The following is a 23,202-nucleotide window of genomic DNA, read 5'->3' on the forward strand; positions in this document are numbered from 1 at the left end:
CGCGCCATGCGTGAGATGGCGTGCGCGCGCCAGATCCGCGATCCGCATACCGAGAGCATCGCCAACCTTGCCTTCCCGCCCATGTGCGTCTGCCGCGACCGGACAGCGCCCGACCGTATGGCGGCGAGCATGAATTGACGCCCCGCTGGGAGGTGGGGCGGCAAGAAACCGTGCGGGCATCAGCCCGCCCGATCAACAACCAGAGGGAACACCCCAGAGGGACCAACAATGAGCCTGACCCGTCGCAATCTCATCCTTCTCGCGGCCGCCATCGGCATCGCCGCCGGACCGGCAACCGCCTATGCCGCCGATGTGCTCAATGTCGGCGCCTACCCGACCAACCCTCCGTTCGAGTACAAGAACGAGAGCGGCACTTTCGAGGGCTTTGAAGTCGACATCGTCAACGAAGCGGCAAAGCGCGTCGGCATGACCACCGACATCGCCGATCTCGGCTTCCAGGCGCTGTTCGCCGCCACCACCTCGAAGCGCATCGATGTCGCCATCTCGTCGATCACCATCACGCCGGAGCGGCTGAAGTCGCAGTCGTTCACGCAGCCTTACTATGATTCCGACATGGGCATCGCCACCAAGACCGACAGCCCGATCAAGGCCGAGGCCGACCTCAAGGGCAAGATCGTCGGCGTGCTGTCCGGCTCGACCGGCGAGACCTGGGTCAAGGCGCATCAGGAGGCCGATGGCCTCAGCGATGTTAAGGGCTATGACACACAGCAGAACCTTTTGCTCGACCTCAGCGCCGGGCGCATCGACGCGGCTGTCAGCGACATTCCGGGCATGCAGTACTCCTTCACCAAGATGAAGGATCTCACCGTCAAGGAACGCATCAAGACCGGCGAACAGTACGGGCTGATGATGACCAAGGACCACCCGCTGCTCGGCAAGCTCAACGACGCGCTGACGGCAATGAAGAAGGACGGCACGCTGGCCGCGATCCACAAGAAGTGGTTCGGCAGCGACGCGCCCGCCGATTCCTCGACCGCCAAGGAAATGCCGGTGCCGAAGGCCTGAGCGGCGGCCGCCAAGGAGAACGTGCCGGCTCGAAAGGCCGGCACGTTCCGTTTGATACATAACCCTCCCGGAACTAGCGGCGCGGCAAAACCGCTTTCGCTGTTCCGGACCTCTGCTCCGGCGTCAAGGGACGCCAAACGGTTCGGGAAAGCCTCCCATGTCGCTGCTCGATACCTTCTTCAACGCCGACGTCATCGCGTCCAGTCTGCCGGCGCTGCTGCGCGGCTTTCTCAACACGCTGCTGCTCGGCCTGCTCAGCATCGGCATCGGCATCCCCATCGGCCTGGTGATCAGCCTGTTGCGGCTTTATGCGCCGAAGCCGCTCCGGTGGCTGGCGGTCGGCTACACCGATATCTTCCGCGCGCTGCCGGTGCTGGTGGTGCTGATCCTGATCTATTATGCGCTGCCCTTCCTCGGCATCCGCCTGTCGTCCTGGGCTTCCGCCGTGACGGCCTTCGCCATCATCATGTCGGCCTATTCGGCGGAAGTGTTCCGCTCCGGCATCGAAAGCATTCCGCGCGGCCAGTTCGAGGCGTCGCAGGCGCTCGGCCTGCCGTTCCTTTTGACCTTGCGCAAGGTGGTGCTGCCGCAGGCGGTGCGCGTCGTCATCCCGCCGATGACCAGCAACTGCGTCTCGATGTTCAAGGACACCTCGCTCGCCTCCACCGTGGCGCTGCCGGAACTCCTGAAGGAAGCGACCAATGCGCAGTCGCTCTACGCCAACCCCTCGCCGCTGATCGGCGCAGCCCTGGTCTATCTCATCTTCCTGTGGCCGATGGTTCGCCTCGTCAGCCTGCTTGAAGACCGTTTCAAGACCGAGAAGACGCGCTGACCGCGCCTACAATTTCCCCTCTACCGAGCACTTCGCAGGAGACGACCATGAACAAGCATCAAGCCGCCAATGCGACCGGCACTTCCGGCGCGTTCCCTGTTGAAAGAATCCGGGCGATGTTTCCGGCCTTGCAGCGGGCAGGCGACTTCATCTTCCTGGACAACGCCGCCGGCGCGCAGATTCCGCAGAGCGTGCTCGATGCGGTGACCAACCATCTGGTTTCGCACAATGTGCAGCGCGGCGGCCGTTATGGGCGCAGCGTCACCGTTGACCAATCGGTCGCCGATGCGCGGACAAGCGTGGCACTGCTGATCAATGCCTACAGCCCATCCGAGATCTGCTTCGGCATGAACGCCACCTCGTTCATCCGCCTAGTCAGCCTCGGCATCGGCCAGATGCTTGGAGAGCGCGACGAGATCGTCGTCACCGACATGGACCATGACGCCAACATCGCGACATGGCTGGCACTCGAATCCGCCGGCGCCAAGTTCAAGTGGTGGCGCATGCGCGAGGACGGCAACCTGCATATCGACGATCTGCGCCCGCTTGTTTCCGATCGTACCCGGCTTGTCGCCTGCACGGTGACGGCGCATTCCATCGGCTCGATCGTCGACGTCGCTTCGGTGGCAGGGATCGCGCACGCCGCCGGCGCCGAAGTGTTCCTCGACTGCGTGCATTACGGGCCGCATGGGCTGATCGACGTCCAGGCATGGGATTGCGACTATCTCGTCTGTTCCGGCTACAAGAATTTCTCGCCGCATATGGGTTTCCTGTGGGGCCGCTTCGAAACGCTGAAGCGACTGCCGACCTTCCGCGAGGACTTCATCCCCGACGAGCCGCCCTACAAGGTCGAGGCCGGCACCTTCATTTACGAGAACGTGTCGGGCATGGATGCGGCCGTGCAGTATCTCGAGCTCATCGGCCGCAATCTTGCTCCGTCCAACAACCGCTCGCGGCGCGAAAACATCGTCGCCGGCATGGGCGCCATCCGCGACTACGAGCTGGTGCTGGCGCGCGAGATGCTGGCTGTGCTGAAGAGCTGCGGGGCAACAATCTACGGCGTTTCCGAGGAGGCCCGGATCAACGAACGCGTGCCGACCTTCTGTTTCAACATCGGCAAATTGTCGCCGCAGCGGATCGTCGAGGAAATGGCCGAGATGCAGATCGGCATTCGCGACGGCCACATGTACGCCCCGCGCCTGATGAAGCGCCTCAACCTGTCGATGGACAGCGGCGCCATCCGCGCCTCGCTGGTGCACTACAATACGGTCGAGGAAGTCAGGCGTTTCGGTGAAGCGCTGCGGGCTGTCATCGCGAAGCTGTCGTAGCGCTCGACCCTTTTCGCGAGAGAAACCGGAGGCGTGACTGCCTCCGTTTCGTCATCCACGGGCGGAGCAAGGAGCGGAGCGACGCGGCGCAGACCCGAGGATTCATGCCGTGATATGCGAGCGTTACCACGGTGCACAACCTGCTCCGCAGCGCTTTTCGGCTGAGATAACGGCATGGATCCTAGGATCTCCGCACCGCGTTGCGGCGCTCCGCCCTAGGATGACGAATTGGAGTCACGCCGCTTTCTTCTTCGCCAGCCTCGCCTTGATGCTGGCGACATCGGCGCGCGGCGTGGCGGCGAACAGCGTCCTGGTGTAGCTGTGCTTGGGGTCTGAAAAGACCTCGTCGCGCGAGCCGTATTCGACCGCCTCGCCGAAATACATCACCATCACGTCGTCGGCGATGTAGCGCACCACGGAGAGATCGTGGCTGATGAAGACATAGGTCAGCTGGAATTCGTCCTGCAGGTCGGCGAGCAGGTTGAGCACCTGTGCCTGCACCGAAAGATCGAGCGCCGAGACCGGCTCGTCCAGCACCAGAAGGCTCGGGTTCAGCATCAGCGCACGGGCGATGGCGATGCGCTGGCGCTGGCCGCCCGAGAACATGTGGGGATAGCGGTTGTAGTGCTCGTGACCGAGGCCGACCTTCTTCAGCATCTTCATGGCGAGGTCGCGCCGCTCGGCGGCCGTCTTGTCGGTGTTGATCAGCAGCGGCTCGCCCAGCACGTCGCCGATCTTCTGGCGCGGGTTGAGCGATCCGTAGGGGTTCTGGAAGACGATCTGCACCTTGCGGCGCATCTCCCTGGTCAATCCGCCCCTGGCGATGTCGACCTTGTTGCCGTCGATGAACAGTTCGCCCGATGTCGCCGGATCGATGAGCGTGATGATGCGGGCGAGCGTGGACTTGCCGCAGCCGCTTTCGCCGACGATGGCGAGCGTCTTGCCCTTATCCACGGTGAACGAGACGCCCTTGACCGCGTGCACCGTGCGCGGCCCGCTGAACAGGCCGCCGCCGATATGGTAGTCGCGAACGATGTTCTTGCCTTCGAGGACGGTGGTGCTCATGCGGAGGCTCCCGCGGCCGAGGGCGCCGGCTCGAACAGCATGTCGGAAACGGTCGGCAGCCGGTCGCCGACCGCGTTCTCCGGCAGCGCCGACAGCAGCGCGCGCGTGTAGTTGCTTTTCGGGCTCTCGAACAGCGACAGCACGTCGGCCTCTTCCATCTTGCGGCCCTTGTACTGAACGATGACGCGGTCGGCTGTCTCGGCCACCACGCCCATATTGTGGGTGATCATGATCAGGCCCATGCCGTATTTGGCCTGCAGCGAAACCAGGAGATCAAGGATCTGCTTCTGGATGGTGACATCGAGCGCGGTGGTCGGCTCGTCCGCGATCAAGAGCTTCGGATTGCAGGCGATGGCGATGGCGATCATGACGCGCTGGCACTGGCCGCCCGACATCTGGTGCGGAAACGAGCTCAGCCGTTCTTCCGGATCGGCAATGCCGACGAGCTTCATCAATTCGATGGCGCGCGCGCGGCGCTGGGCGCGGTCCATGCCCATATGGAAGCGCAGCACCTCCTCGATCTGGAAGCCGACGGTGAAGCACGGGTTGAGGCTGGCGATCGGCTCCTGGAAGATCATGGAGATATCCTTGCCGACGATCTTGCGCCGCTCGGACGGGCTGAGCTTCAGCAGATCGACGCCGTCGAAGGCCATGCGGTCGGCCTTGACGGTCGCGGTGTTGGGCAGCAGCCCCATCACCGCCAGCATCGCCACCGATTTGCCGGAACCGGATTCGCCGACGATCGCCAGCACTTCGCGCGGCTCGATCGACAGGTCGATGCCCTGCACGGCCATGAACGGACCGGCGGCGGTGTCGAAGGAAACGGTGAGATTCTTGATCTCGAGCAGGGACATGCTCACGACCTCTTCAGCTTGGGGTCGAGCGCGTCGCGCAGGCCGTCGCCGATCAGGTTGATGGCAAAGACGGTGATCAGGATGGCAAGGCCCGGGAAGGTCACCACCCACCAGGCGCGCAGGATGAACTCGCGTGCTTCGGCCAGCATCGTGCCCCATTCCGGGGTCGGCGGCTGCGCGCCCATGCCGAGGAAGCCCAGCGCCGCGGCCTCGAGGATGGCGTTGGAGAAGGACAGCGTCGCCTGCACGATCAGCGGCGCGATGCAGTTGGGCAGGATGGTGACCAGCATCAGCCTGAAATGGCTGGCGCCCGCGACCTTGGCCGAGATGACATATTCGCGGTTCTTCTCCGCCATCACGGCGGCGCGGGTGAGCCGGGCGAAGTGCGGCTGCAGCACGAAGGCAATGGCGATCATGGCGTTGACCAGCCCAGGTCCGAGAACGGCGACCAGCACCAGCGCCAGCAGCAGCGACGGGAAGGCCAGGATGATGTCCATGATGCGCATGATGAGCGTATCCACCCAGCCGCGGCAGTAGCCGGCGAGCAGGCCGAGGATGACGCCGGAGATCAGCGCCGTGGTGACGACGACGAAGCCGATGGCGAGCGAGAAGCGCGAGCCGTAGATCAGGCGCGAGAGAATGTCGCGGCCGACGGCGTCGGTACCGAGCAGGAACTGGGCGTTGCCGCCCGCCTGCCAGGCCGGCGGCGTCAGGAAGAAGTCGCGGAACTGGTCGTCCGGCGAATGCGGGGCGAGCAGCGGCGCGAAGACGGCGATCAGGATCAGCAGCGCGAAGACGAAGAGGCCGATCACCGCGCCCTTGTTGATCGAGAAATAGTGCCAGAACTCGGCGAACATCTGCAGCCGGGCGTCCTGCGGCCTGACGACGGTCGCGGCTTCGATTGTGGCAGGGCCTTCGTTGGTCATGTCAATTCGCCCGGATACGCGGGTTGATGACGGCATAGAGCACGTCGACGATGAGGTTCACCGACATGACGATGAGCGCGATCAAAAGCAACCCGCCTTGCACGGTGAAATAGTCGCGCTTGGAAATAGCGTCGATCATCCATTTGCCGATGCCTGGCCACGAAAAAATGCTCTCGGTCAGGATGGCGCCGGTCAGGAGCGTGCCGACCTGCAGGCCAATGGTGGTGACGACCGGGATCAGCGCATTGCGGAAAGCGTGCAGCCCGATGACGCGGCGAGGCGCCAGGCCCTTGGCGCGCGCGGTGCGCACATAGTCCTCGCCGAGGACCTCGAGCATGGCCGACCGCGTCTGCCTGGCGATGACGGCAAGCGGAATGGTGCCGAGCACGATGGTGGGCAGGACGAGGTGCGACAGGGCCGAGCGGAATGCACCCTTCTGTCCGGAGATCAGGGAATCGATGGTCATGAAGCCGGTTACCGGCTTGAAGAAATAGAGAAGGTCGATGCGGCCGGAAACCGGTGTCCAGTGCAGCATGCCGGAGAACACGATGATCAGCAGCAGCCCCCACCAGAAGATCGGCATGGAATAGCCTGCCAGCGCCGTTCCCATGGTCAGTTGGTCGAACCAGGAGCCGCGGCGGATCGCGGCGAAGATGCCGAAGGCGACGCCGATGACGATGGCGAAGATCATGGCGAAGATGGCAAGTTCGACCGTCGCCGGGAACCGCACCAGGAAATCCTTGAGCACCGGCGTCTTGGTGGAAAACGAGGTGCCGAAATCACCGCTGAGGATATTGGCCAGATAGGTCAGGTACTGTCGCCAGATCGGCAGGTCGAAGCCGAACTGGTGCATCAGCGCAGCGTGACGTTCGGGCGACAGGCCGCGTTCGCCCGCGAGCACCAGCACCGGATCACCGGGCAGGATGCGCACGAAGCCGAAGGCGAGGATGGTTATCCCGATGAAGGTCGGGACGATGAGGGCGAGCTTGCCGAGGATATAACGCAGCATGGCGGGCGAGGTGGGACGGCGCTGTGGCGCCGCCCCGTTTCGCGAACCTTATTCGGCGATATCGACGCCGTCGAAGCGATGGATGCCGAGCGGATCCATCGCAAAGCCGGAGACGGTCTTCTGCATCGGCATGAACACCTTGGAGTGTGCGAGCGTCGCCCACGGTGCCTGTTCCTTGAAGATGACCTGCGCCTGTTCGTAGAGCTTGGTGCGCTCGGCCTGGTCGGAAACCGTCTTGGCCTTGTTGATGAGCGCATCGAAGTCCTTGTTGCACCATTCCGCGCGGTTGTTCGAACCGACGGAAGCGCAGCTCAAGAGTACACCGAGGAAGTTGTCCGGATCGCCATTGTCACCGGTCCAGCCGACGATGACGGCGCCGTCGTGATCGACCGCCGAAGCGCGCTTGAGGTATTCACCCCAATCGTAGCTGACGATGTTGACTGTGACGCCGACCTTGGCGAAGTCGGCCTGGATCAGCTCGGCGGTGCGGCGCGCGTTCGGCATGTAGGGGCGCGACACAGGCATGGCCCAGACATTCATCTTGAGGTCCTTGACGCCGGCCTCTTCGAGCATCTTCTTGGCCGCATCCGGATCGTACGGATCGTCCTTCACGTCCTTGTTGTAGGACCACATGGTCGGCGGGATCGGGTTGACGGCCACCTGGCCGGCGCCCTGGAAGACCGCGTCGATGATAGCCTTCTTGTTGATGGCCATGTTGAGCGCCTTGCGCACGCGCACGTCGTCGAACGGCTTCTGCTGGGTGTTGTACATCAGCGCACCGACATTGAGGCCTTCCTGCTCGTCGACCTTCAGGTTCGGATCGGCCTGCAGGCCGGCGATGTCGGCCGGCGCCGGGTAGGACATGATGTTGCACTCGCCGGCCTTCAGCTTCTGCGCACGGACCGCCGGATCGGTGGTGATGGCGAAGACAAGGTCGTCGATCTTCTGCTTGCCGCCCCAATAGTCGGGGTTGGCCTTGTAGCGGATGGCAGCGTCGGTCTGGTAATCGACGAAGATGAACGGGCCGGTGCCAATCGGCTTCTGGTTGAACAGTTCAGGCGTCTTGTCCGCCTGCAGCTTGTCGGCATATTCCTTGGAAACGATCGAGGCGAAGTCCATGCCCAGCGTCGGGATCAAAGTGATCGCCGGCTCCTTGAGGGTGAACTTCACCGTCAGGTCGTCGACCTTCTCGACCTTGGTGATGTTGTCGCCGAACTGGTCATTGTAATACTGGTAGGCAATGCCCGGTATGTACTGGAACCAGGGGCCGTTCTTGTCGACCTGACGCTGGAACGAGAACACCACGTCGTCGGCGTTGAAGTCGCGCGTCGGGGTGAAATAGTCGGTAGCGGCGAACTTCACACCCTTGCGAAGCTTGAACGTGTATTCCTTGCCATCGTCGGAAATGGACCAGCTTTCGGCCAGGCCCGGCGAGACCGTTGTCTTGCCATGATCGAATTCGACGAGGCGGTTGAAGACCGTACGCGAAGACGCATCGAACGTCTGTCCCGCGGTGTAGGGCGCCGGGTCAAAGCCTTCCGGCGAAGCTTCGGCGCAGTAGACCAAGGTTTTTGCGTTGGCCACGCCGCCCAGGACGCTTGCAGCCAGCAACGCGGCTGCAAAAGTCAGTTTCTTCCTCATTGAGCACTCCCTGATGTTTTTCCAAGCCCCTCTATCAGGCTCGCGAAGCGCGCATATAAGCACCGTTTCTCCGGCTTTGGAACACCCAGTTTGCCTACCCCATGGTAAGCGGGAAAAAAATCCTCCTCTCCGCAAAAAAATGGAAAAATTCAGTATTTTTTTCTATTCACAACATTATTAACGACCGCATTTTTTTATTGATCACCAATCTTACGAGATCAACGTCGCGCCCGCTTTCATATGACCGGGGATGCCGGACGATGCAGGGCCGCTGCGCCCGTGGCGGGAAAGATTTTCGGCGGCAAATCTTTCGACGGCTTGCCGCTGGGGCAAGGCTTGCACGCCCGCCGATAGAGGCCATACATAGACAAGGCACCGTCGGCAGCGGGGGACGCCTCTCTTAGCAGGAGGCGAGCGCGGCAGGGGCGAACAAAACAGGGAGGGACGGTTGGCAAAAGCATCGAACAGGACGGCTCCGCCGAAGACGGCCAAGGCGACCCTGAAGCCGGCCGCGGGCGCCGACAAGCAGCCAACGCCCTCCGCCAAGAACGCAAAGGGCGCAAAGAGCACAAAGGCAAAGGCCGCAGGGAAACCTTCCGCCGGCAAGGCGGGCGCTGTTGTCAAACCGGCCGCGAAGCCGGCGGCCAAAGCCGTCCCCGCAAAGACGTCGGCGAAGGCCGGAACTGCTAAAACCGGGACGACAAAGACCAGTTCGACCAAGGCCGGGACGACGAAGACTGGCGCGAGCAAGACCGGGGCGACCCGGACTAGCAAGACTGGGGCCGCACAAGCCGCATCCGTGGCCAAGCCGGCACCGGCGGCCTCGAGACCGGCGGCCGCCAAGCGATTGCCGAAAGCGCTCACCGCCCTTGCCGCAGGCTTGCCGGAAAAGCCCTGGCTGGAAAGCTACCCGAAGAACATGCCGGCCGAGATCGGCGCCCTGCCCTACAGCTCCATCGGCGATTTCCTCGTTGCCGCCTGCAAGCAATTTGCCGGCCAGCCGGCCTTCACCTGCATGGGCAAGTCGATCACCTATGCGGAACTCGAACGGCTTTCGGCGGCGTTCGGCGCCTACCTGCAATCGACCGGGTTGCCCAAAGGCGCACGCGTCGCCCTGATGATGCCGAACGTGCTGCAATATCCGGTGGCGATGATGGCGGTGGCGCGCGCCGGCTACACGGTGGTCAACGTCAACCCTCTCTACACGCCGCGCGAGCTGGAACACCAGCTCAAGGATTCCGGGGCACAAGCGATCATCATCCTGGAGAACTTCGCCAGCACCTTGCAAGCGGTGATCGCCAGGACGTCGGTCAAGCACGTCGTCGTCGCGGCCATGGGCGACATGCTCGGCGGGCTCAAGGGAAGCATCGTCAATCTGGTGGTGCGCCGCGTCAAGAAGATGGTGCCGGCCTGGTCATTGCCCGGCCATGTCAAGTTCAACGCGGCGCTGAAGGTGGGCAGCGGCATGGGCTTCAAGCCGGCCAAGGTGGCGGCCGACGATATCGCGTTCCTGCAATATACCGGCGGCACCACGGGAATCTCGAAGGGTGCTATCCTGCTGCACAGCAACGTGCTGGCCAATGTCGCGCAGAATTCGCTGTGGCTGCAGGACGCCTACACGGTCAAGCCAAAACCCGCCCATCTCAACCTCATCTGCGCACTGCCGCTCTATCATATCTTCGCGCTGACCGTGAATGCGCTGATGGGCATGCAAATGGGTGGACAGAACATACTGATCCCCAACCCGCGCGACATCCCCGGCTTCGTCAAGGAAATGGGCAAGTATCCGATCCATATCTTTCCAGGCCTCAACACGCTGTTCAACGCGCTGCTCAACAATGAGGATTTCCGCAAGCTCGACTTCAAGCCGCTGCTCCTGACGCTGGGCGGCGGCATGGCGGTGCAGAAGGGCGTCGCCGAGCGCTGGAAGGCGCTGACGGGCTGCCCGGTCAGTGAAGGCTACGGCCTGTCGGAGACGTCGCCCGTGGCAACGGCCAACAAGTTCAGCTCCGGCGAATTCACCGGCACGATCGGCCTGCCGCTGCCGTCTACCGAGATCGCCATCCGCGACGAGGAGGACAACAATTTGCCGCTCGGCGAGGTCGGCGAAATCTGCATCAAGGGGCCGCAGGTGATGGCGGGCTACTGGAACCGGCCTGACGAGACCGCCAAGGTGATGACCAAGGACGGCTTCTTCAAGTCGGGCGACATGGGCTTCATGGACGAGCGCGGCTACACCAAGATCGTCGACCGCAAGAAGGACATGATCCTCGTTTCCGGCTTCAACGTCTATCCGACCGAGCTCGAGGAAGTCGTGGCGCTGCATCCCGGCGTGCTCGAAGTGGCGGCAATCGGCGTGCCGGACGAGCATTCGGGCGAAGTGCCGAAACTGTTCATCGTCAAGAAGGACCAGGCGCTGACCGCCGAGGCCATCACCGCCTATTGCCGTGAGAACCTGACCGGGTACAAGCGGCCCAGATACATCGAATTCAGGACAGAACTGCCGAAGACGCCGGTCGGAAAGATCCTGCGGCGCGCATTGCGCGAATAGGAGCCGGCTTGGACCACGATCTTGCCGGCGCCGATGCCCAGGACCGGTGCCCGCGCCTCGACCCGGCCGAGTTCATCAAGGCCAACATGCGCCTTGTCCCTGCGCCTGCGCTTCCAGAAATCCGGTTTTACACGGCGCACCCCAGCAGCGGATTGAGACGGCTCGTCGAGCCCGAAGGCGATGCGGAAGATGCACCGGAGCCACAACCGCCCTACTGGGCCTACGCATGGGCCGGCGGCACCGTGCTCGCGCGCTATGTCCTCGACCATCCGATGACCGTGGGGGGACGCCGCGTGCTCGACCTTGGTGCCGGTTCCGGCATTGTCGGCATCGCTGCCGCGAAGGCCGGGGCCCGCGAAGTGATCGCCGCCGAGATCGACCGCAACGGCGTCGCCGCGCTCGGTCTCAATGCAAAAGACAACGGCGTCACGATCTCGGTGATCTGCAAAGACATTACCACCGGTCCGCCACCGGCGGTCGACCTTGTGCTGGCCGGCGACGTGTTCTACGGACCCGATGTCACCCAACGTATGATCCCCTTTCTCGACCGCTGCCTTGCCGCCGGCGTCGAGGTCCTGATCGGCGACCCGCGCCGCTCCGATCTACCATTGTCGCGGCTCAGGCTGCTCGCCGAATATCAGGTGCCGGATTTCGGCGACGCGAAGGGCGCCGCAAGCAGGCCGAGCGGCGTCTTTTCCTTCGAAGCCGAGACGCCGCTAGCGACGAGATCAGATCGTCTCCTTGACCCGCGCTGAAAGGAAATCCGGCAGGTCGACAACCGAATCCAGGATCACGTCGGCAATTCCGGCCAGAGATTCACGGGTGCCGGTGCCCGAGAGCACGCCGACCGCCAGGCCGCAGCCGCCGGCACGCGCCATTTCGAGATCGTGGCGGTTATCGCCGATCATGGCGACCTGCGTCGGCTTCAGGCCGGTGAGATCGCAGAAGGCCTGGATCGTATCCGGCGCCGGCTTGGGATTGGCCACCGCGTCATAGCCGTAGGCGGCGTCGAACAGCTGCGCGACGCCGAGCGTCACCAGCGTTTTTTCCGCGCCGCTGGTCGAATCGTTGGTGGCGACGCCGAGCCGATAGGACCTTGCGTGCAAGGTGCCGAGCGTTTCGACGATGCCCGGCAGAGCCACCGCCATCGCCGAGCCCTGCACCGAGGTGATCTGGTTGAAGCGGGCGACGGCCAGCATCTGGTCTTCGTCGGACAGGCGCGGAAACCACAATTCGACGACGTCGAGATTGGTGCCGGAGGCAAAGATGGAATCGGGCTTGAAGCGCCTGTTGGCGAAATCGAAGCCCGCGGCCGCAAGCAGCCTGTCGGCCTTCCAGCGGTCGCCTTCGGAGGCGTCCATGGCCATGAAGTCGGCAACCCCGAGCCAGGTCGCATTGAAGTCGACAAGCGTTCCGTCCTTGTCGAACAATATTCCCTTGATGTCTGCCAACTCAGTCACTCCGAACCACGCAATTGGTGGATGTGTTCCACCAGGCCGGCGGTCGAGGCATCCCGCTTTGCGGCACTTTCCTTGCCTTCCACGACTGGCAGAAGGCCGGTGGCCAGTTCCTTGCCGAGCTCGACGCCCCACTGGTCGAAGGAGTTGATGTCGAACAGCGTTCCCTCGACGAAGACGCGGTGTTCGTAGAGAGCGATCAGGCGGCCGAGCGTGCGCGGGTCGAGCTTGCGATAAAGAATGGTCACCGAGGGCCGGTTGCCGGAGAAGACGCGGTGCGGGGCAATGCGATCGACATCGGCCGGCTTCATGCCCTTGGACAGCATCTGCGCGCGCGCTTCCTCCAGCGTGCGGCCCCTCATGAAGGCTTCCGACTGCGCCAGGCAGTTGGCGAGCAGCAGGTCGTGATGGTGCTTCAGCTCCGGCTCGTGGCCGTTCGCCGCGGCGAGGAATTCGACCGGAATGAAATCGGTTCCCTGGTGCAGGAGCTGGAAGAAGGCGTGCTGGCCATTGGTGCCGGGCTCGCCCCAGACCAGCGGCCCGGTCGGCGTCGCCACGGGGCCGCCGTCCAGGGTGACGCTCTTGCCGTTCGATTCCATGTCGAGCTGCTGGAGATAGGCCGGCAGCCTGGACAGGCGCTGGTCATAGGGGATGACCGCGCGGGCCGGGTATTTGCAAACGACGCGATGCCACCAGCCGACAAGGCCAAGCAGCACCGGCAGGTTTTTGGCCAGCGGCGCGGTGCGGAAGTGTTCGTCCATTTCGTGCGCGCCATCGAGGAAGGCGCGGAAATCGCGTGGACCAATGGCGATCATCACGGGAAGGCCGATGGCGCCCCACACAGAATAGCGGCCGCCGACCCAATCCCAGAAGCCGAAGACGCGGTCCGGCTCGATGCCGAACTTCGCCACCAGGTCGAGTGCCGTCGAGACAGCGGCGAAGTGCTTGCCGATCGCTTCCTTGCCGAGCGCCTTCTGGACCCAGTCGCGCGCCGTCTGCGCATTGGTCATCGTTTCGACCGTGGTGAAGGTCTTGGAGGCGACGATAAAAAGCGTGCTCTCGGCGGAAAGGTCCTTCAGCGTGTCGTGGATATGGGCGCCGTCGATGTTGGAGACATAGTGCGCGCGCGGACCGTCATGATAGGGCGCCAGCGCCAACGTCGCCATGGCTGGGCCGAGATCGGAGCCGCCGATGCCGATATTGACGATGTCGGTGATCTTCTTGCCGGTGGCGCCTGTCGCCTCGCCGGAACGCACCGCGTCGGCGAAGGCGCCCATCGCGTCCAATACGGCGATGACCTCCGCCTTCACATCCTGCCCGTCGAGCATGATGCCCTTGCCGGTCAGGTTGCGCAGGGCGGTGTGCAGAACAGCGCGGCCCTCTGTAACGTTGATCTTCTTGCCGGCGAACATGGCGGCGCGGCGGCCTTCGAGATCGGCGGCGTCAGCCAGATTCTCCAGCAGGTCCATCGTGCGCGCATCGATGGCGCATTTCGACCAGTCGAGCAACAGGTCGCCGTCGCTGGCGGAGAACGTCTTGAACCGCTGCGGATCGGCGGCGAAGGCCTGGCGCATATCGCCGGCTGCCGCGGCGCGATGGTCGCGCAAGGCGGCAAGCTGTTTTTGGAAGGCTGACTGATCCACCGGCGGGCTCCTGGGACTTTTAGATTATCTTAGCAGACCGGATGTTTCCGGCGCGTGTCGTCGCGCCAAACTATTGAGCCGAATTCCGTCCGGTCAATACGCGGCGATGACGCACTGCGGTACACGGGATGCGAAGGCCGAAAGATCACTGGCATAAATCCCAAAGATCAGAAAAATTGATTGGCGCAACCCCTTGTGCCACCGTTACATTCGACTGGTCCAGCCAAACGAAAAAGGCTGGCCATCGAGGAACATTTCCCATGCCACAGCGCAACGACACGGCCATATGGTCCGGCCTGTTCCGGATTTCGGCCGAATCCGGCCAGACTTTGCAGGCACAGATCCGCCAGGCGATCGTGGCCGCCATTCTCGACCGCCAGATCGCCGCTTCGATGCCGCTTCCGTCATGCCGGATATTGGCCGAAAAACTCGGCGTGGCGCGCGGAACCGTGGTGCTGGCCTTCCAGCAACTGGTCGACCAGGGCTTCCTGGTGGCGCGCGAGCGGCGCGGCCATTTCGTCAATCCCGACGTTTTGGCGACGCCGGCCAAGCCGCACCAGAAGGCGCCCGACCAGGCCAACGAGATCGACTGGAAGGCACGCCGGCAGATCGCGGCCAGCGACATGCCGCCGCCGGCCAAGCACGAGAACTGGATCAAGTCGTCCTACCCCTTCGTCTATGGCCAGTTCGATCCGGCGCTGTTCCCGACCGCCGAGTGGCGCGAGTGCAACCGCATGGCGCTTGCCGTGCTGGAGATCCGCAACTGGGCCTCCGACATGGTCGATCGCGACGATCCGCTGCTGATCGAGCAGATCCAGGCGCGGCTGCTGCCCAGGCGCGGCATCTTCGCCAACCCCGACGAGATCATCGTCACGCTGGGCGCCCAGAACGCGCTCTACATGCTGGCGACGCTTTTGATGACCAAGGGCTCGAAGGTGGCGATGGAGGATCCGGGCTACCCCGACGCACGCTCGATCTTCCGGCTCGCCGGCGCCGACATCCAGCCGGTGCCGGTCGACCAGTCCGGCATCGTAACCTCTTCGATTCCCAACGATTCCGGCTTTGTCTTCGTCACGCCCAGCCATCATTGCCCGACCATGGTGCCGCTGTCGGCGGAACGCCGGCAGGACCTTCTGGCGCGCGCCAACCGCTACAACCAGATCATCATCGAGGACGGCTATGACAGCCAGCTTCTCGACGAGGCGCCGCAGCAGGCCTTGAAGAGCCTCGACCGCTCCGGCCGCGTGATCTATGTCGGCTCGATGTCGAAGACGCTGGCTCCGGGCCTGCGGCTTGGCTACATCGTGGCCTCGGCTGGACTAATCGCCGAACTCAGGGCGCTGCGCCGCTTCATGCTGCGCCATCCGCCGGCCAACAACCAGCGCGCGGTCGCGCTGTTCCTGTCGCTCGGCCACCACGAAGCGCTGGTGCGGCGGCTGTCGAGCGCCTTCGACGAGCGGCGCAAGCGCCTGGTCCATGCGATTTCCGCTTTCCTGCCCGAGTGGCGTTCGACCGACTCGGCCGGCGGCACGTCGCTGTGGCTGGAGGGACCGCGCGGCACCGATTCCCGCGGACTGGCCGAGGCCGCCGCCTCGCGCAGCGTCATCATCGAGCCGGGCGACCGCTTCTTCGACCGCACCGAAAAGCCTTCGCGTTTCATGCGCTTGGGCATCTCCTCGATCGCGCTGCAGCATATCGAGCCCGGTATCCGCGAACTTGCAACCGCCGCGGGCCGCAGGCCGGCCGCCGCCTGATCACCTGGGCCTGACCACCTCCCGGGAACCGCGCAACAGCGGCTCCTGCTTCTTTAGCACTGGCATATGCAACCGTACCGGCTGGCTCATAGGCTGTGCCAATGCCGGCGGCATAGTCGAGGCCTAAAGGGGACGAAGCAGCCGATGGTGGACCAACCGCCGCCCTGCTTCCGAGAAAAGGTGGAGTGCTTCCATGTCAGTGGCTGTCGAAAAGCAGGAAGCGGCCGACCAGCGTTCGCGCCGCTCCGGCGGACGCGAAGCGCGTCGCGCCATGCGGGCGGCGCCGCTCGCCGACGACATCAGGCCGGTTCGCGCCGGCCTTGAGGGGGGGAGCTATGGCCCCCTGCGCGGCACTGATTGCGAGCGCATCCACGAAGCGGTGCTGACCCTGCTGGAGACGGTCGGCTTCGCCAACGCAATCCCGTCCTGCATCGAGGCGCTGACCAAGGCCGGCGCCAGCCATGGCGACGACGGCCGTATCCGTTTCCCGCGCGCACTGGTGCTCGACACGATCAAGCGGGCGGCGCGGCATTTCACGCTGCACGGCCAGGACCCGAAGCACGACATGGTGATCCAGGGCAAGCGCGTGCATTACGGCACGGCGGGTGCTGCCGTGCATCTTGTCGACGTCGAGAAGCGCGAGTATCGCGAATCCTTGCTGCAGGACATCTATGATGCCGCGCGCATCGTCGACGGGCTCGACAACATCCATTTCTTCCAGCGGCCCATGGTGCCGCGCGACATTCCCGATCCGCTCGAAATGGACTTCAACACGCTCTATGCCTGCGTGATGGGCACGTCCAAGCATGTCGGCACGTCCTTCACGGTGCGGGAGAACGTGCAACCGGCGCTCGAAATGCTCTACGCGATCGCCGGTGGCGAGGAGAATTTCCGGGACCGGCCGTTCGTGTCGAACTCCAACTGTTTCGTCGTGCCGCCGATGAAATTCGCCGAGGACGCCTGCGGCGTGCTCGAGGCCTGCGTCGAAGGAGGCATCCCGATCCTGCTGCTTTCGGCGGGACAGGCCGGGGCCACCGCTCCGGCGGCGATCGCGGGTGCGGTGGTGCAAGCCGTGGCCGAAGTGCTGGCCGGCCTTGTCTATGTCAACACCATCAAGCCGGGGCATCCGGCGATCTTCGGTACCTGGCCGTTCGTGTCGGACCTGCGCACCGGCGCCATGTCGGGCGGCTCGGCCGAACAGGCGGTGCTGACCGCGGCCTGCGCGCAGATGGCGCAGTTCTACGACCTGCCAGGCGGTTCGGCCGCCGGCATGACGGATTCGAAACTGCCCGACATCCAGTCCGGCTATGAAAAAGGCATTACCAATGTGATGGCCGGCCTTTCCGGCCTCAACCTGGTCTACGAATCGGCCGGCATGCATGCGTCCCTGCTCGGCTTCTGCCTGGAAAGCCTGATCATCGACAACGACATGCTGGGCCATTGCCTGCGCTGCGTGCGCGGCATCGAGGTGACGGACGACGCGCTGTCGATCGACACCATCGCCGATGTCTGCCTGAAAGGCCCGGGCCACTATCTCGGCAACGAGCAGACGCTGAAGCTGATGCAGACCGAATATTTCTACCCCGCAGTCGGCGACCGGTTTTCGCCGAAGGAATGGAACGAGAAGGGCCGGCCCGACATATTGCAGCGGGCGATCGTCGAGAAGAAGCGCATCCTCGCCGAACGCTTCCCGCGCCATGTGCCGAAGCCGCTCGACGACAGGCTGCGCGCCCGCTTCGGCGACATGATCAAGCTGCCGCGCAACGGCATGGGCGGCTGAGAACGCCCCCTTTGAAAATAAGTTAATCCGCGCTCAGCCCATAATGGTCGACGACCTCGGTATTGACCAGCTTGGCGTGTAGCGCCATCAGCACGATCTGGGCGTCGAAACTGTCTCCGGCATCGACCGCGGCCTCTATCCGACGCTCCACGTCCTGCCGCGGCTGCGCGCCATGAGAGCGCTCGAATGCCTCAGGCCCAGCAATACAATAGCTGAACAAACACGCCACTTGCGCATAAGCCTGCGGCGGCGGCTCGTCGGGCCAGTGATCCTTCATCAGGTTGACGATGGTGAGCTTTACGCCCTCCGGCACAAGGGCGGGATGCAAGTCGGCTCCGCGCAATGCGGCATCGAGCTGCCTGAGGTCGCTTGAACGGCCGAACATGCCGAGGAAACCGAGGGAAGAGCGTCGTTTGGCCATCATGGTCCAATCTGTTTCCCAGCAAATTGAGTGGCCTGGCAACGGAATGCAAATGCCGTGCAGGTGGTTTCTGCCCATGTCAGCTGGCTATTCGTGACAGGGACGCATTATCTGCGCCCCGGTTCGAACAGTTCCACCAGATTGCCGGATGGGTCCCGCAGCAATATCTGGCTGCCGCCCATGCCATTGACGATTTCGTTCCTGAAAGCCTGGCCGGCAGTTTTCAGCTTGTAAACCACGCCTTCGAGATCCTCCACCTCGATCTGAATGCGGTTCCAGCCGCCGGGTTCGGGCACGCTGCCGTCGGGCATCGGCTGCGACGCCCCACCAGGACCGCCAGCGGCATTGAGCAGAAGCCGCAGGTTGCCCCTGGCAAGCATGGCGAACGATGGCGCCGGGTGCATGGCGACCGTGAAGCCGAGATGGTCGCGGTAGAAGGCGATCGCCTTGTCGACGTCATTGACGATATAGCGGACACTGACCGTTTCCATGGTCTCCTCCGTGTCGAAGCTACCCACTCGCCGCAAGCAATAAGACACCCGCCAAAGCCGATCCGGCAAGCGTCGGCAGCATGCCGATTTTCAGCTTGAGGATGGCGATCATGGTAGCGCAGGACAGCAGCGCGGCACGCCAGTCGATCGAGGACAGTACCGGCATCTCCGTTCCGAGCCCCGTCGCGCGCACGTCGCGGAAGATGACGTGCAAGGCGAACCACAGGGCCAGATTCATGATGACGCCGACGACCGCCGCGGTGATCGCGCCCAATGCCGCCGACAATGCCTTGTTGCCGCGCAGCGCCTCGATGTAGGGCGCGCCGAGGAATATCCAGAAGAAGCACGGCGTGAAGGTAACCCACAGCGTAAGCAGCGCTCCAAGCGATCCGGCAAACAACGGATATGGCGATCCGGAATGGCGCAAGCCTGCAAGGAAGCCGACGAACTGCAGGACCAGGATGAGCGGTCCTGGCGTGGTTTCGGCAAGGCCCAGGCCATCGACCATTTCGCCTGGCGCAAGCCAGCCAAGAGAACCGACGGCCGCTTGCGCGACATAGGCCAGAACGGCATAGGCGCCGCCGAAAGTGACGACCGCCATGAGGCTGAAGAAGCCGCCGATCTGCGTCCAGACGCTGTTTGCCGATGTGAACGCCCAGATCAGCACAACCGGTCCAAGCCAGATCGGCAGCCAGATCGCGATGGTGCGCGGCGCGTGCCATCGCGTCGGCCTGGTGTGGGCCAGTTCGCCGCGCTCGAACATCAGATCGACCGCGCCCGTGGCGTCGGGAGCTTCGTCCTTGCCATGCGCGGCGCCAGAAAACAGGGCCGGCGCGATGCCGTTTCCGACCCACCCCACCAGTCCTGCAAACAGGACGAGGAGCGGAAAGGGGACGTTGAGCACGTAGATGCCGACAAAGGCGCAAAGCGCGATCGCCGCCATCACCCGGTTCTTCAAGGCGCGCCGGCCGATGCGGATCACGGCCTCGACCACGATCGCCAGCACTGCCGCCTTCACCCCGAAAAACAGCGACTCGACCAGCGGCGCATCACCATAGAGCGCATAGAGAATGCTCAAGGTCAGCATGACGAGCGCGCCGGGCACGACGAAGAGGACGCCGGCAACAAGACCGCCGACCGTCTTGTGCAGCAGCCAGCCGATGTAGATGGCGAGTTGCTGGGCCTCGGGGCCAGGCAGCAGCATGCAGTAGTTCAGCGCATGCAGGAAACGCTGCTCGCCGATCCAGCGCTTTTCCTCGACCAATTCCCTGTGCATGAGCGCGATCTGCCCGGCCGGTCCGCCGAAACTGAGCAACCCGATCTTCGCCCAGAGTTTCGTGGCCTCGCGGAAGCTCGGGACCGCGGGCGCCTCGATGAGGTCGGCACTTTCCTCGGAAAGGAGGGAGTTCATGACGCCTTCGCTCCCGCCGGCCAATTGTGCGTCTCGTCGGTGGCGTCGCGGCACCAGCGGAAGAACGCGTCGTAAAGCAGCATGCCGGCATCCAATTGTTGCAGGTCATCGCGAAACATGCGCGACAAGCCAAGCGAGGCGGCGAGAAATCCCGCCGCCTGCGGAACCAGGTCGAGGCTGGCCGTGTCGGCTGCGCGCACGATCACGGCGAGGCGGTCGAGCGCTTCGGATTCGAGCCCGAACTCCTTGAGCATCGTGTCGAAGGTGCAGCGCTCGCCGCGATGGCTCCAGAACGCATTGTCGATGTCGAAAGGCACGGCCTGAAAACGATCGGCGACATCGGGCACTTCCGCGGCGTCGACGAACAGGAAGACCGCTTGAGGATCGACGAAACGGCGGATCAGCCAGGGGCAGGCGATGCGATCGACTTTGGGCCGGGCCCGCGTCACCCAGACGGTGCGGCCCTTGTCGTCACGAGGCGGCATCCTGTCGGCACGGACCAGAAGGCCGTGGGCGTCCCGCCAGGCTTCGAAGCCGCCTTCGAGCGATTCGGCGGCAATCCCTTCATGACGCAACCATGCGGCGACGCCTTGCGAGAGCTTTTTTCCCTGCTGGCAGACGACCGCCACGCGGCCACCGGCGAAGTCGGCTGCCCAAGTCTGGACGGTTTTGAAATCGCGCCGGTACGACGCCGGCAGCAAACGTGGATCGGCGTTGTAGTCGTCCTCGGTACGGATATCGAGGATTGCAGGCGCGCCCGGCAAACCGACCATACGGATCAGTTGCGGCACGGTGACAGCGGTTGTTGACGGCATGGCGTCCACCTCCTGAAAGAGAAGCCTGGACGCGAACGTTGGGCTGACGCCTCACGGGGTCGTCGCGATGAACCCCTTGCAGCGATGGTGGATTTGTTGGGCAGGCTTGTCAAGGACGCAATGTCCTCGGTCCATAGCGGGCCACGAAACGAAAAAACGACCGGCGGCCGATCAGGCCGCCGATCGTCGATCGCTATCCGTCAATTGTCGCTTCAAACGATCGATGAATGTCCCGGGGAATAATCAGTGATTGTCCCGGGGCACGCCCTTCGTATGAGCGACGTCCTGGTATTTCACCGCCGGTTTCAGCACCATGCCGCCCGAGAACTGGTCCACCATACCGCGCTGGATTTCCTGCCACGGCGTCTGGTGCTCGGGATAATGGTAGCCGCCATTGTTCTGCAGCTCGGCGCGGCGGCGGGTGATCTCGTCATCGGTGACGAGAATGTTGGCCGTGCCCTTTTTCAGGTCGATGCGAACGCGGTCGCCTGTCTTGAGCAACGCAAGCCCGCCGCCGATGGCGGCTTCCGGCGAGGCGTTGAGGATGGAGGGCGAGCCTGACGTGCCGGACTGGCGGCCGTCGCCGATGCAGGCCAGCGCGTGGATGCCCTTCTTGATGAGATAGGCCGGCGGCTGCATGTTGACGACCTCGGCGCCGCCGGGATAGCCGACCGGACCGGCGCCGCGCATGAACAGGATGGTGTGCTCGTCGATCCCTTGCGCCGGGTCGTCGATGCGGGCGTGGTAATCCTCCGGACCGTCGAAGACCATGGCATTGCCCTCGAAGGCCTCGGGGTCCTTCGGGTTGGAGAGATAGCGCTCGCGGAATTCGGGCGAGATGCCGCTGGTCTTCATGATTGCCGAATCGAACAGATTGCCCTTGAGATTGATGAAGCCGGCATTGGCCTTCAGCGGCTCGGCGACAGTGCGGATGACCTCGCGGTTCTCGTTGACGGCATCGCGGCAATTGTCGCCCATTGTCTTGCCGTTGGCGGTCAGAGCATCCGGATGCGGCAGCAGCCCGGCTTTCATGAGCTCCGCCACCACGGCCGGCACGCCGCCCGCGTGATGGTAGTCCTCGCCCAGATATTCGCCCGTCGGCTGGAGATTGACGATGAGCGGCACGTCGAGGCCGATCTTCTGCCAGTCGTCATTGTCGAGCGGCACGCCGAGATGGCGGGCGATGGCGTTGAGATGGATCGGCGCGTTGGTGGAGCCGCCGATCGCCGAATTGACGACGATGGCGTTCTCGAAGGCCTTGCGCGTCATGATGTCGGAGGGCTTCAAATCCTCGTGCACCATATCGACGATGCGTTTTCCCGTCTCGTAGGCGATCTGGCCGCGCTCGCGATAAGGAGCCGGAATCGCGGCCGAGCCCGGCAGCTGCATGCCGAGCGCCTCGGCCAGCGAGTTCATGGTGGTGGCGGTGCCCATGGTGTTGCAGTAGCCGGTGGACGGCGCCGAGGAGGCGACGATGTCCATGAACTCGTCGTAGCCGATCTCGCCGGCCGACAGGCGCTGGCGCGATTCCCAGACGATGGTGCCCGAACCGGTGCGCTTGCCCTTGTGCCAGCCGTTAAGCATCGGACCGACCGACAGCGCTATGGCCGGAATGTTGACGGTCGCCGCCGCCATCAACAGCGCCGGCGTCGTCTTGTCGCAGCCGATGGTGAGCACGACGCCGTCAAGCGGATAGCCATAGAGCACTTCTACCAGGCTGAGATAGGCAAGGTTGCGGTCGAGAGCTGCGGTCGGGCGCTTGCCGGTCTCCTGGATCGGGTGGCAGGGGAATTCGAAAGGAATGCCGCCCATCGAGACGATGCCTTCGCGCACCCGTTTGGCGAGCTCGATGTGGTGGCGATTGCAAGGCGACAGGTCGGAACCGGTCTGGGCAATGCCGATCAGCGGCTTGCCCGACATCAGTTCGGCGCGCGTCAGCCCGTAATTCAGGTAGCGCTCCAGATAAAGTGCCGTCATGCCCGGATTGTCGGGGTTGTCGAACCACTCCTGCGAGCGAAACTTTTTCTTTCCTGTGGGGGCGCCAGCCATCATGGTCTCCGTATTTGTATGACAAATCGATATGACAACGCGCGGATGCAGGCAAGGGGCACGCGTGATCTGAATCCGGACTTTGGTGCGATAGACATCAATCGGGCCGCACGCTACCAACAATCCGACATTGGTCGTCCGGGAGGTTC

The 23,202-nt window shown here is 63.7% G+C and carries 21 protein-coding genes; 8 read left to right on the top strand and 13 right to left on the bottom strand.

Annotated elements, in window-relative coordinates; translation table 11 throughout:
- Window positions 1–6 precede the first annotated feature (6 nt).
- From FJ986_RS31055 to FJ986_RS09665, 4 genes are all read left to right on the top strand, one after another.
- Window positions 7–138, top strand: a complete 132-nt coding sequence (locus FJ986_RS31055) for a hypothetical protein (RefSeq protein WP_263486784.1) — start codon at window positions 7–9, stop codon at window positions 136–138.
- A 90-nt stretch (window positions 139–228) separates the two neighbouring features.
- Entirely contained in the window at window positions 229–1,026 is a 798-nt protein-coding gene (locus FJ986_RS09655) for an ABC transporter substrate-binding protein (RefSeq protein WP_140496991.1), read from the top strand.
- 157 nt (window positions 1,027–1,183) lie between these two features.
- Window positions 1,184–1,858: an amino acid ABC transporter permease gene (locus tag FJ986_RS09660; protein WP_140496993.1), complete on the top strand. Its 675-nt coding sequence runs from the start codon at window positions 1,184–1,186 to the stop codon at window positions 1,856–1,858.
- A gap of 47 nt (window positions 1,859–1,905) precedes the next feature.
- Window positions 1,906–3,186: a cysteine desulfurase-like protein gene (locus FJ986_RS09665; RefSeq protein WP_140523731.1), complete on the top strand. Its 1,281-nt coding sequence runs from the start codon at window positions 1,906–1,908 to the stop codon at window positions 3,184–3,186.
- Window positions 3,187–3,420: 234 nt separating this feature from the next.
- On the opposite strand, the gene FJ986_RS09670 is transcribed toward FJ986_RS09665, so the two are convergent.
- The 6 genes from FJ986_RS09670 to FJ986_RS30745 form a co-directional block, all read right to left on the bottom strand.
- Window positions 3,421–4,251, bottom strand: a complete 831-nt coding sequence (locus FJ986_RS09670; RefSeq protein WP_140496998.1) for a dipeptide ABC transporter ATP-binding protein — start codon at window positions 4,249–4,251, stop codon at window positions 3,421–3,423.
- A complete protein-coding gene (locus tag FJ986_RS09675; protein ID WP_140497000.1) occupies window positions 4,248–5,105 on the bottom strand; it encodes an ABC transporter ATP-binding protein in 858 nt (285 codons plus the stop codon). The genes FJ986_RS09670 and FJ986_RS09675 overlap by 4 nt, the downstream gene beginning before the upstream one ends.
- Window positions 5,106–5,107: 2 nt before the next feature.
- Complete coding sequence (locus tag FJ986_RS09680; RefSeq protein ID WP_181165298.1) at window positions 5,108–5,962, bottom strand: ABC transporter permease subunit; 855 nt, start codon at window positions 5,960–5,962, stop codon at window positions 5,108–5,110.
- A gap of 70 nt (window positions 5,963–6,032) precedes the next feature.
- Window positions 6,033–7,040, bottom strand: a complete 1,008-nt coding sequence (locus tag FJ986_RS09685) for an ABC transporter permease subunit (RefSeq protein ID WP_140497004.1) — start codon at window positions 7,038–7,040, stop codon at window positions 6,033–6,035.
- A gap of 48 nt (window positions 7,041–7,088) precedes the next feature.
- Complete coding sequence (locus tag FJ986_RS09690) at window positions 7,089–8,681, bottom strand: ABC transporter substrate-binding protein (RefSeq protein ID WP_140497006.1); 1,593 nt, start codon at window positions 8,679–8,681, stop codon at window positions 7,089–7,091.
- A gap of 210 nt (window positions 8,682–8,891) precedes the next feature.
- Window positions 8,892–9,431: a hypothetical protein gene (locus tag FJ986_RS30745; protein WP_246681787.1), complete on the bottom strand. Its 540-nt coding sequence runs from the start codon at window positions 9,429–9,431 to the stop codon at window positions 8,892–8,894.
- Window positions 9,432–9,528: 97 nt separating this feature from the next.
- Between FJ986_RS30745 and FJ986_RS09695 the strand changes: the two genes are divergently transcribed.
- Window positions 9,529–11,232 (top strand): long-chain fatty acid--CoA ligase, encoded by a 1,704-nt coding sequence (locus FJ986_RS09695; RefSeq protein ID WP_224646604.1) that lies wholly within the window; start codon window positions 9,529–9,531, stop codon window positions 11,230–11,232.
- Window positions 11,233–11,318: 86 nt separating this feature from the next.
- Window positions 11,319–11,987, top strand: a complete 669-nt coding sequence (locus FJ986_RS09700) for a methyltransferase (protein ID WP_140674225.1) — start codon at window positions 11,319–11,321, stop codon at window positions 11,985–11,987.
- Here the strand turns inward: FJ986_RS09700 and FJ986_RS09705 are convergent.
- On the bottom strand, window positions 11,961–12,683 hold the full coding sequence (locus FJ986_RS09705) for an HAD family hydrolase (RefSeq protein WP_140497010.1): 723 nt from the start codon (window positions 12,681–12,683) through the stop codon (window positions 11,961–11,963). The two genes, FJ986_RS09700 and FJ986_RS09705, sit on opposite strands and share 27 nt — an antisense overlap.
- Window positions 12,684–12,688: 5 nt before the next feature.
- Entirely contained in the window at window positions 12,689–14,332 is a 1,644-nt protein-coding gene (gene pgi / locus FJ986_RS09710) for a glucose-6-phosphate isomerase (RefSeq protein ID WP_140674117.1), read from the bottom strand.
- A gap of 260 nt (window positions 14,333–14,592) precedes the next feature.
- On the opposite strand from pgi, the gene FJ986_RS09715 reads away from it, so the two are divergent.
- Window positions 14,593–16,086 carry a PLP-dependent aminotransferase family protein gene (locus FJ986_RS09715; RefSeq protein WP_140497014.1) on the top strand — a complete coding sequence of 498 codons (1,494 nt, stop codon included), beginning with the start codon at window positions 14,593–14,595 and terminating at the stop codon, window positions 16,084–16,086.
- 193 nt (window positions 16,087–16,279) lie between these two features.
- Entirely contained in the window at window positions 16,280–17,866 is a 1,587-nt protein-coding gene (locus tag FJ986_RS09720; protein WP_140674119.1) for a trimethylamine methyltransferase family protein, read from the top strand.
- 22 nt (window positions 17,867–17,888) lie between these two features.
- On the opposite strand, the gene FJ986_RS09725 is transcribed toward FJ986_RS09720, so the two are convergent.
- The 5 genes from FJ986_RS09725 to FJ986_RS09745 all read right to left on the bottom strand — a co-directional run bounded on the left by FJ986_RS09725 (window position 17,889) and on the right by FJ986_RS09745 (window position 23,053).
- On the bottom strand, window positions 17,889–18,287 hold the full coding sequence (locus FJ986_RS09725; RefSeq protein ID WP_140674226.1) for a hypothetical protein: 399 nt from the start codon (window positions 18,285–18,287) through the stop codon (window positions 17,889–17,891).
- A gap of 107 nt (window positions 18,288–18,394) precedes the next feature.
- Window positions 18,395–18,778, bottom strand: coding sequence for a VOC family protein (locus tag FJ986_RS09730; RefSeq protein ID WP_140674121.1), 384 nt, complete (start codon window positions 18,776–18,778; stop codon window positions 18,395–18,397).
- A 19-nt stretch (window positions 18,779–18,797) separates the two neighbouring features.
- Window positions 18,798–20,189 (bottom strand): chromate efflux transporter, encoded by a 1,392-nt coding sequence (chrA, locus tag FJ986_RS09735; RefSeq protein WP_140523712.1) that lies wholly within the window; start codon window positions 20,187–20,189, stop codon window positions 18,798–18,800.
- Window positions 20,186–21,004, bottom strand: coding sequence for a sulfurtransferase/chromate resistance protein (locus FJ986_RS09740; protein WP_140674123.1), 819 nt, complete (start codon window positions 21,002–21,004; stop codon window positions 20,186–20,188). The genes chrA and FJ986_RS09740 overlap by 4 nt, the downstream gene beginning before the upstream one ends.
- Window positions 21,005–21,247: 243 nt before the next feature.
- Window positions 21,248–23,053: an IlvD/Edd family dehydratase gene (locus tag FJ986_RS09745; RefSeq protein WP_140497024.1), complete on the bottom strand. Its 1,806-nt coding sequence runs from the start codon at window positions 23,051–23,053 to the stop codon at window positions 21,248–21,250.
- Window positions 23,054–23,202: the final 149 nt, after the last annotated feature.

Source organism: Mesorhizobium sp. B1-1-1 (assembly GCF_006442955.1).
GTDB lineage: Bacteria > Pseudomonadota > Alphaproteobacteria > Rhizobiales > Rhizobiaceae > Mesorhizobium.

Excerpts from the sequence above, each read along its gene's own strand:
- FJ986_RS31055 (WP_263486784.1), top strand. The coding sequence starts at position 7 with ATGCGTGAGATGGCGTGCGCGCGCCAGATCCGCGATCCGCATACCGAG.
- FJ986_RS09655 (WP_140496991.1), top strand. The coding sequence starts at position 229 with ATGAGCCTGACCCGTCGCAATCTCATCCTTCTCGCGGCCGCCATCGGC.
- FJ986_RS09660 (WP_140496993.1), top strand. The coding sequence starts at position 1,184 with ATGTCGCTGCTCGATACCTTCTTCAACGCCGACGTCATCGCGTCCAGT.
- FJ986_RS09665 (WP_140523731.1), top strand. The coding sequence starts at position 1,906 with ATGAACAAGCATCAAGCCGCCAATGCGACCGGCACTTCCGGCGCGTTC.
- FJ986_RS09670 (WP_140496998.1), bottom strand. The coding sequence starts at position 4,251 with ATGAGCACCACCGTCCTCGAAGGCAAGAACATCGTTCGCGACTACCAT.
- FJ986_RS09675 (WP_140497000.1), bottom strand. The coding sequence starts at position 5,105 with ATGTCCCTGCTCGAGATCAAGAATCTCACCGTTTCCTTCGACACCGCC.
- FJ986_RS09680 (WP_181165298.1), bottom strand. The coding sequence starts at position 5,962 with ATGTTCGCCGAGTTCTGGCACTATTTCTCGATCAACAAGGGCGCGGTG.
- FJ986_RS09685 (WP_140497004.1), bottom strand. The coding sequence starts at position 7,040 with ATGCTGCGTTATATCCTCGGCAAGCTCGCCCTCATCGTCCCGACCTTC.
- FJ986_RS09690 (WP_140497006.1), bottom strand. The coding sequence starts at position 8,681 with ATGAGGAAGAAACTGACTTTTGCAGCCGCGTTGCTGGCTGCAAGCGTC.
- FJ986_RS09700 (WP_140674225.1), top strand. The coding sequence starts at position 11,319 with ATGCGCCTTGTCCCTGCGCCTGCGCTTCCAGAAATCCGGTTTTACACG.
- FJ986_RS09715 (WP_140497014.1), top strand. The coding sequence starts at position 14,593 with ATGCCACAGCGCAACGACACGGCCATATGGTCCGGCCTGTTCCGGATT.
- FJ986_RS09720 (WP_140674119.1), top strand. The coding sequence starts at position 16,280 with ATGTCAGTGGCTGTCGAAAAGCAGGAAGCGGCCGACCAGCGTTCGCGC.
- FJ986_RS09725 (WP_140674226.1), bottom strand. The coding sequence starts at position 18,287 with ATGGCCAAACGACGCTCTTCCCTCGGTTTCCTCGGCATGTTCGGCCGT.
- FJ986_RS09730 (WP_140674121.1), bottom strand. The coding sequence starts at position 18,778 with ATGGAAACGGTCAGTGTCCGCTATATCGTCAATGACGTCGACAAGGCG.
- chrA (WP_140523712.1), bottom strand. The coding sequence starts at position 20,189 with ATGAACTCCCTCCTTTCCGAGGAAAGTGCCGACCTCATCGAGGCGCCC.
- FJ986_RS09740 (WP_140674123.1), bottom strand. The coding sequence starts at position 21,004 with ATGCCGTCAACAACCGCTGTCACCGTGCCGCAACTGATCCGTATGGTC.
- FJ986_RS09745 (WP_140497024.1), bottom strand. The coding sequence starts at position 23,053 with ATGGCTGGCGCCCCCACAGGAAAGAAAAAGTTTCGCTCGCAGGAGTGG.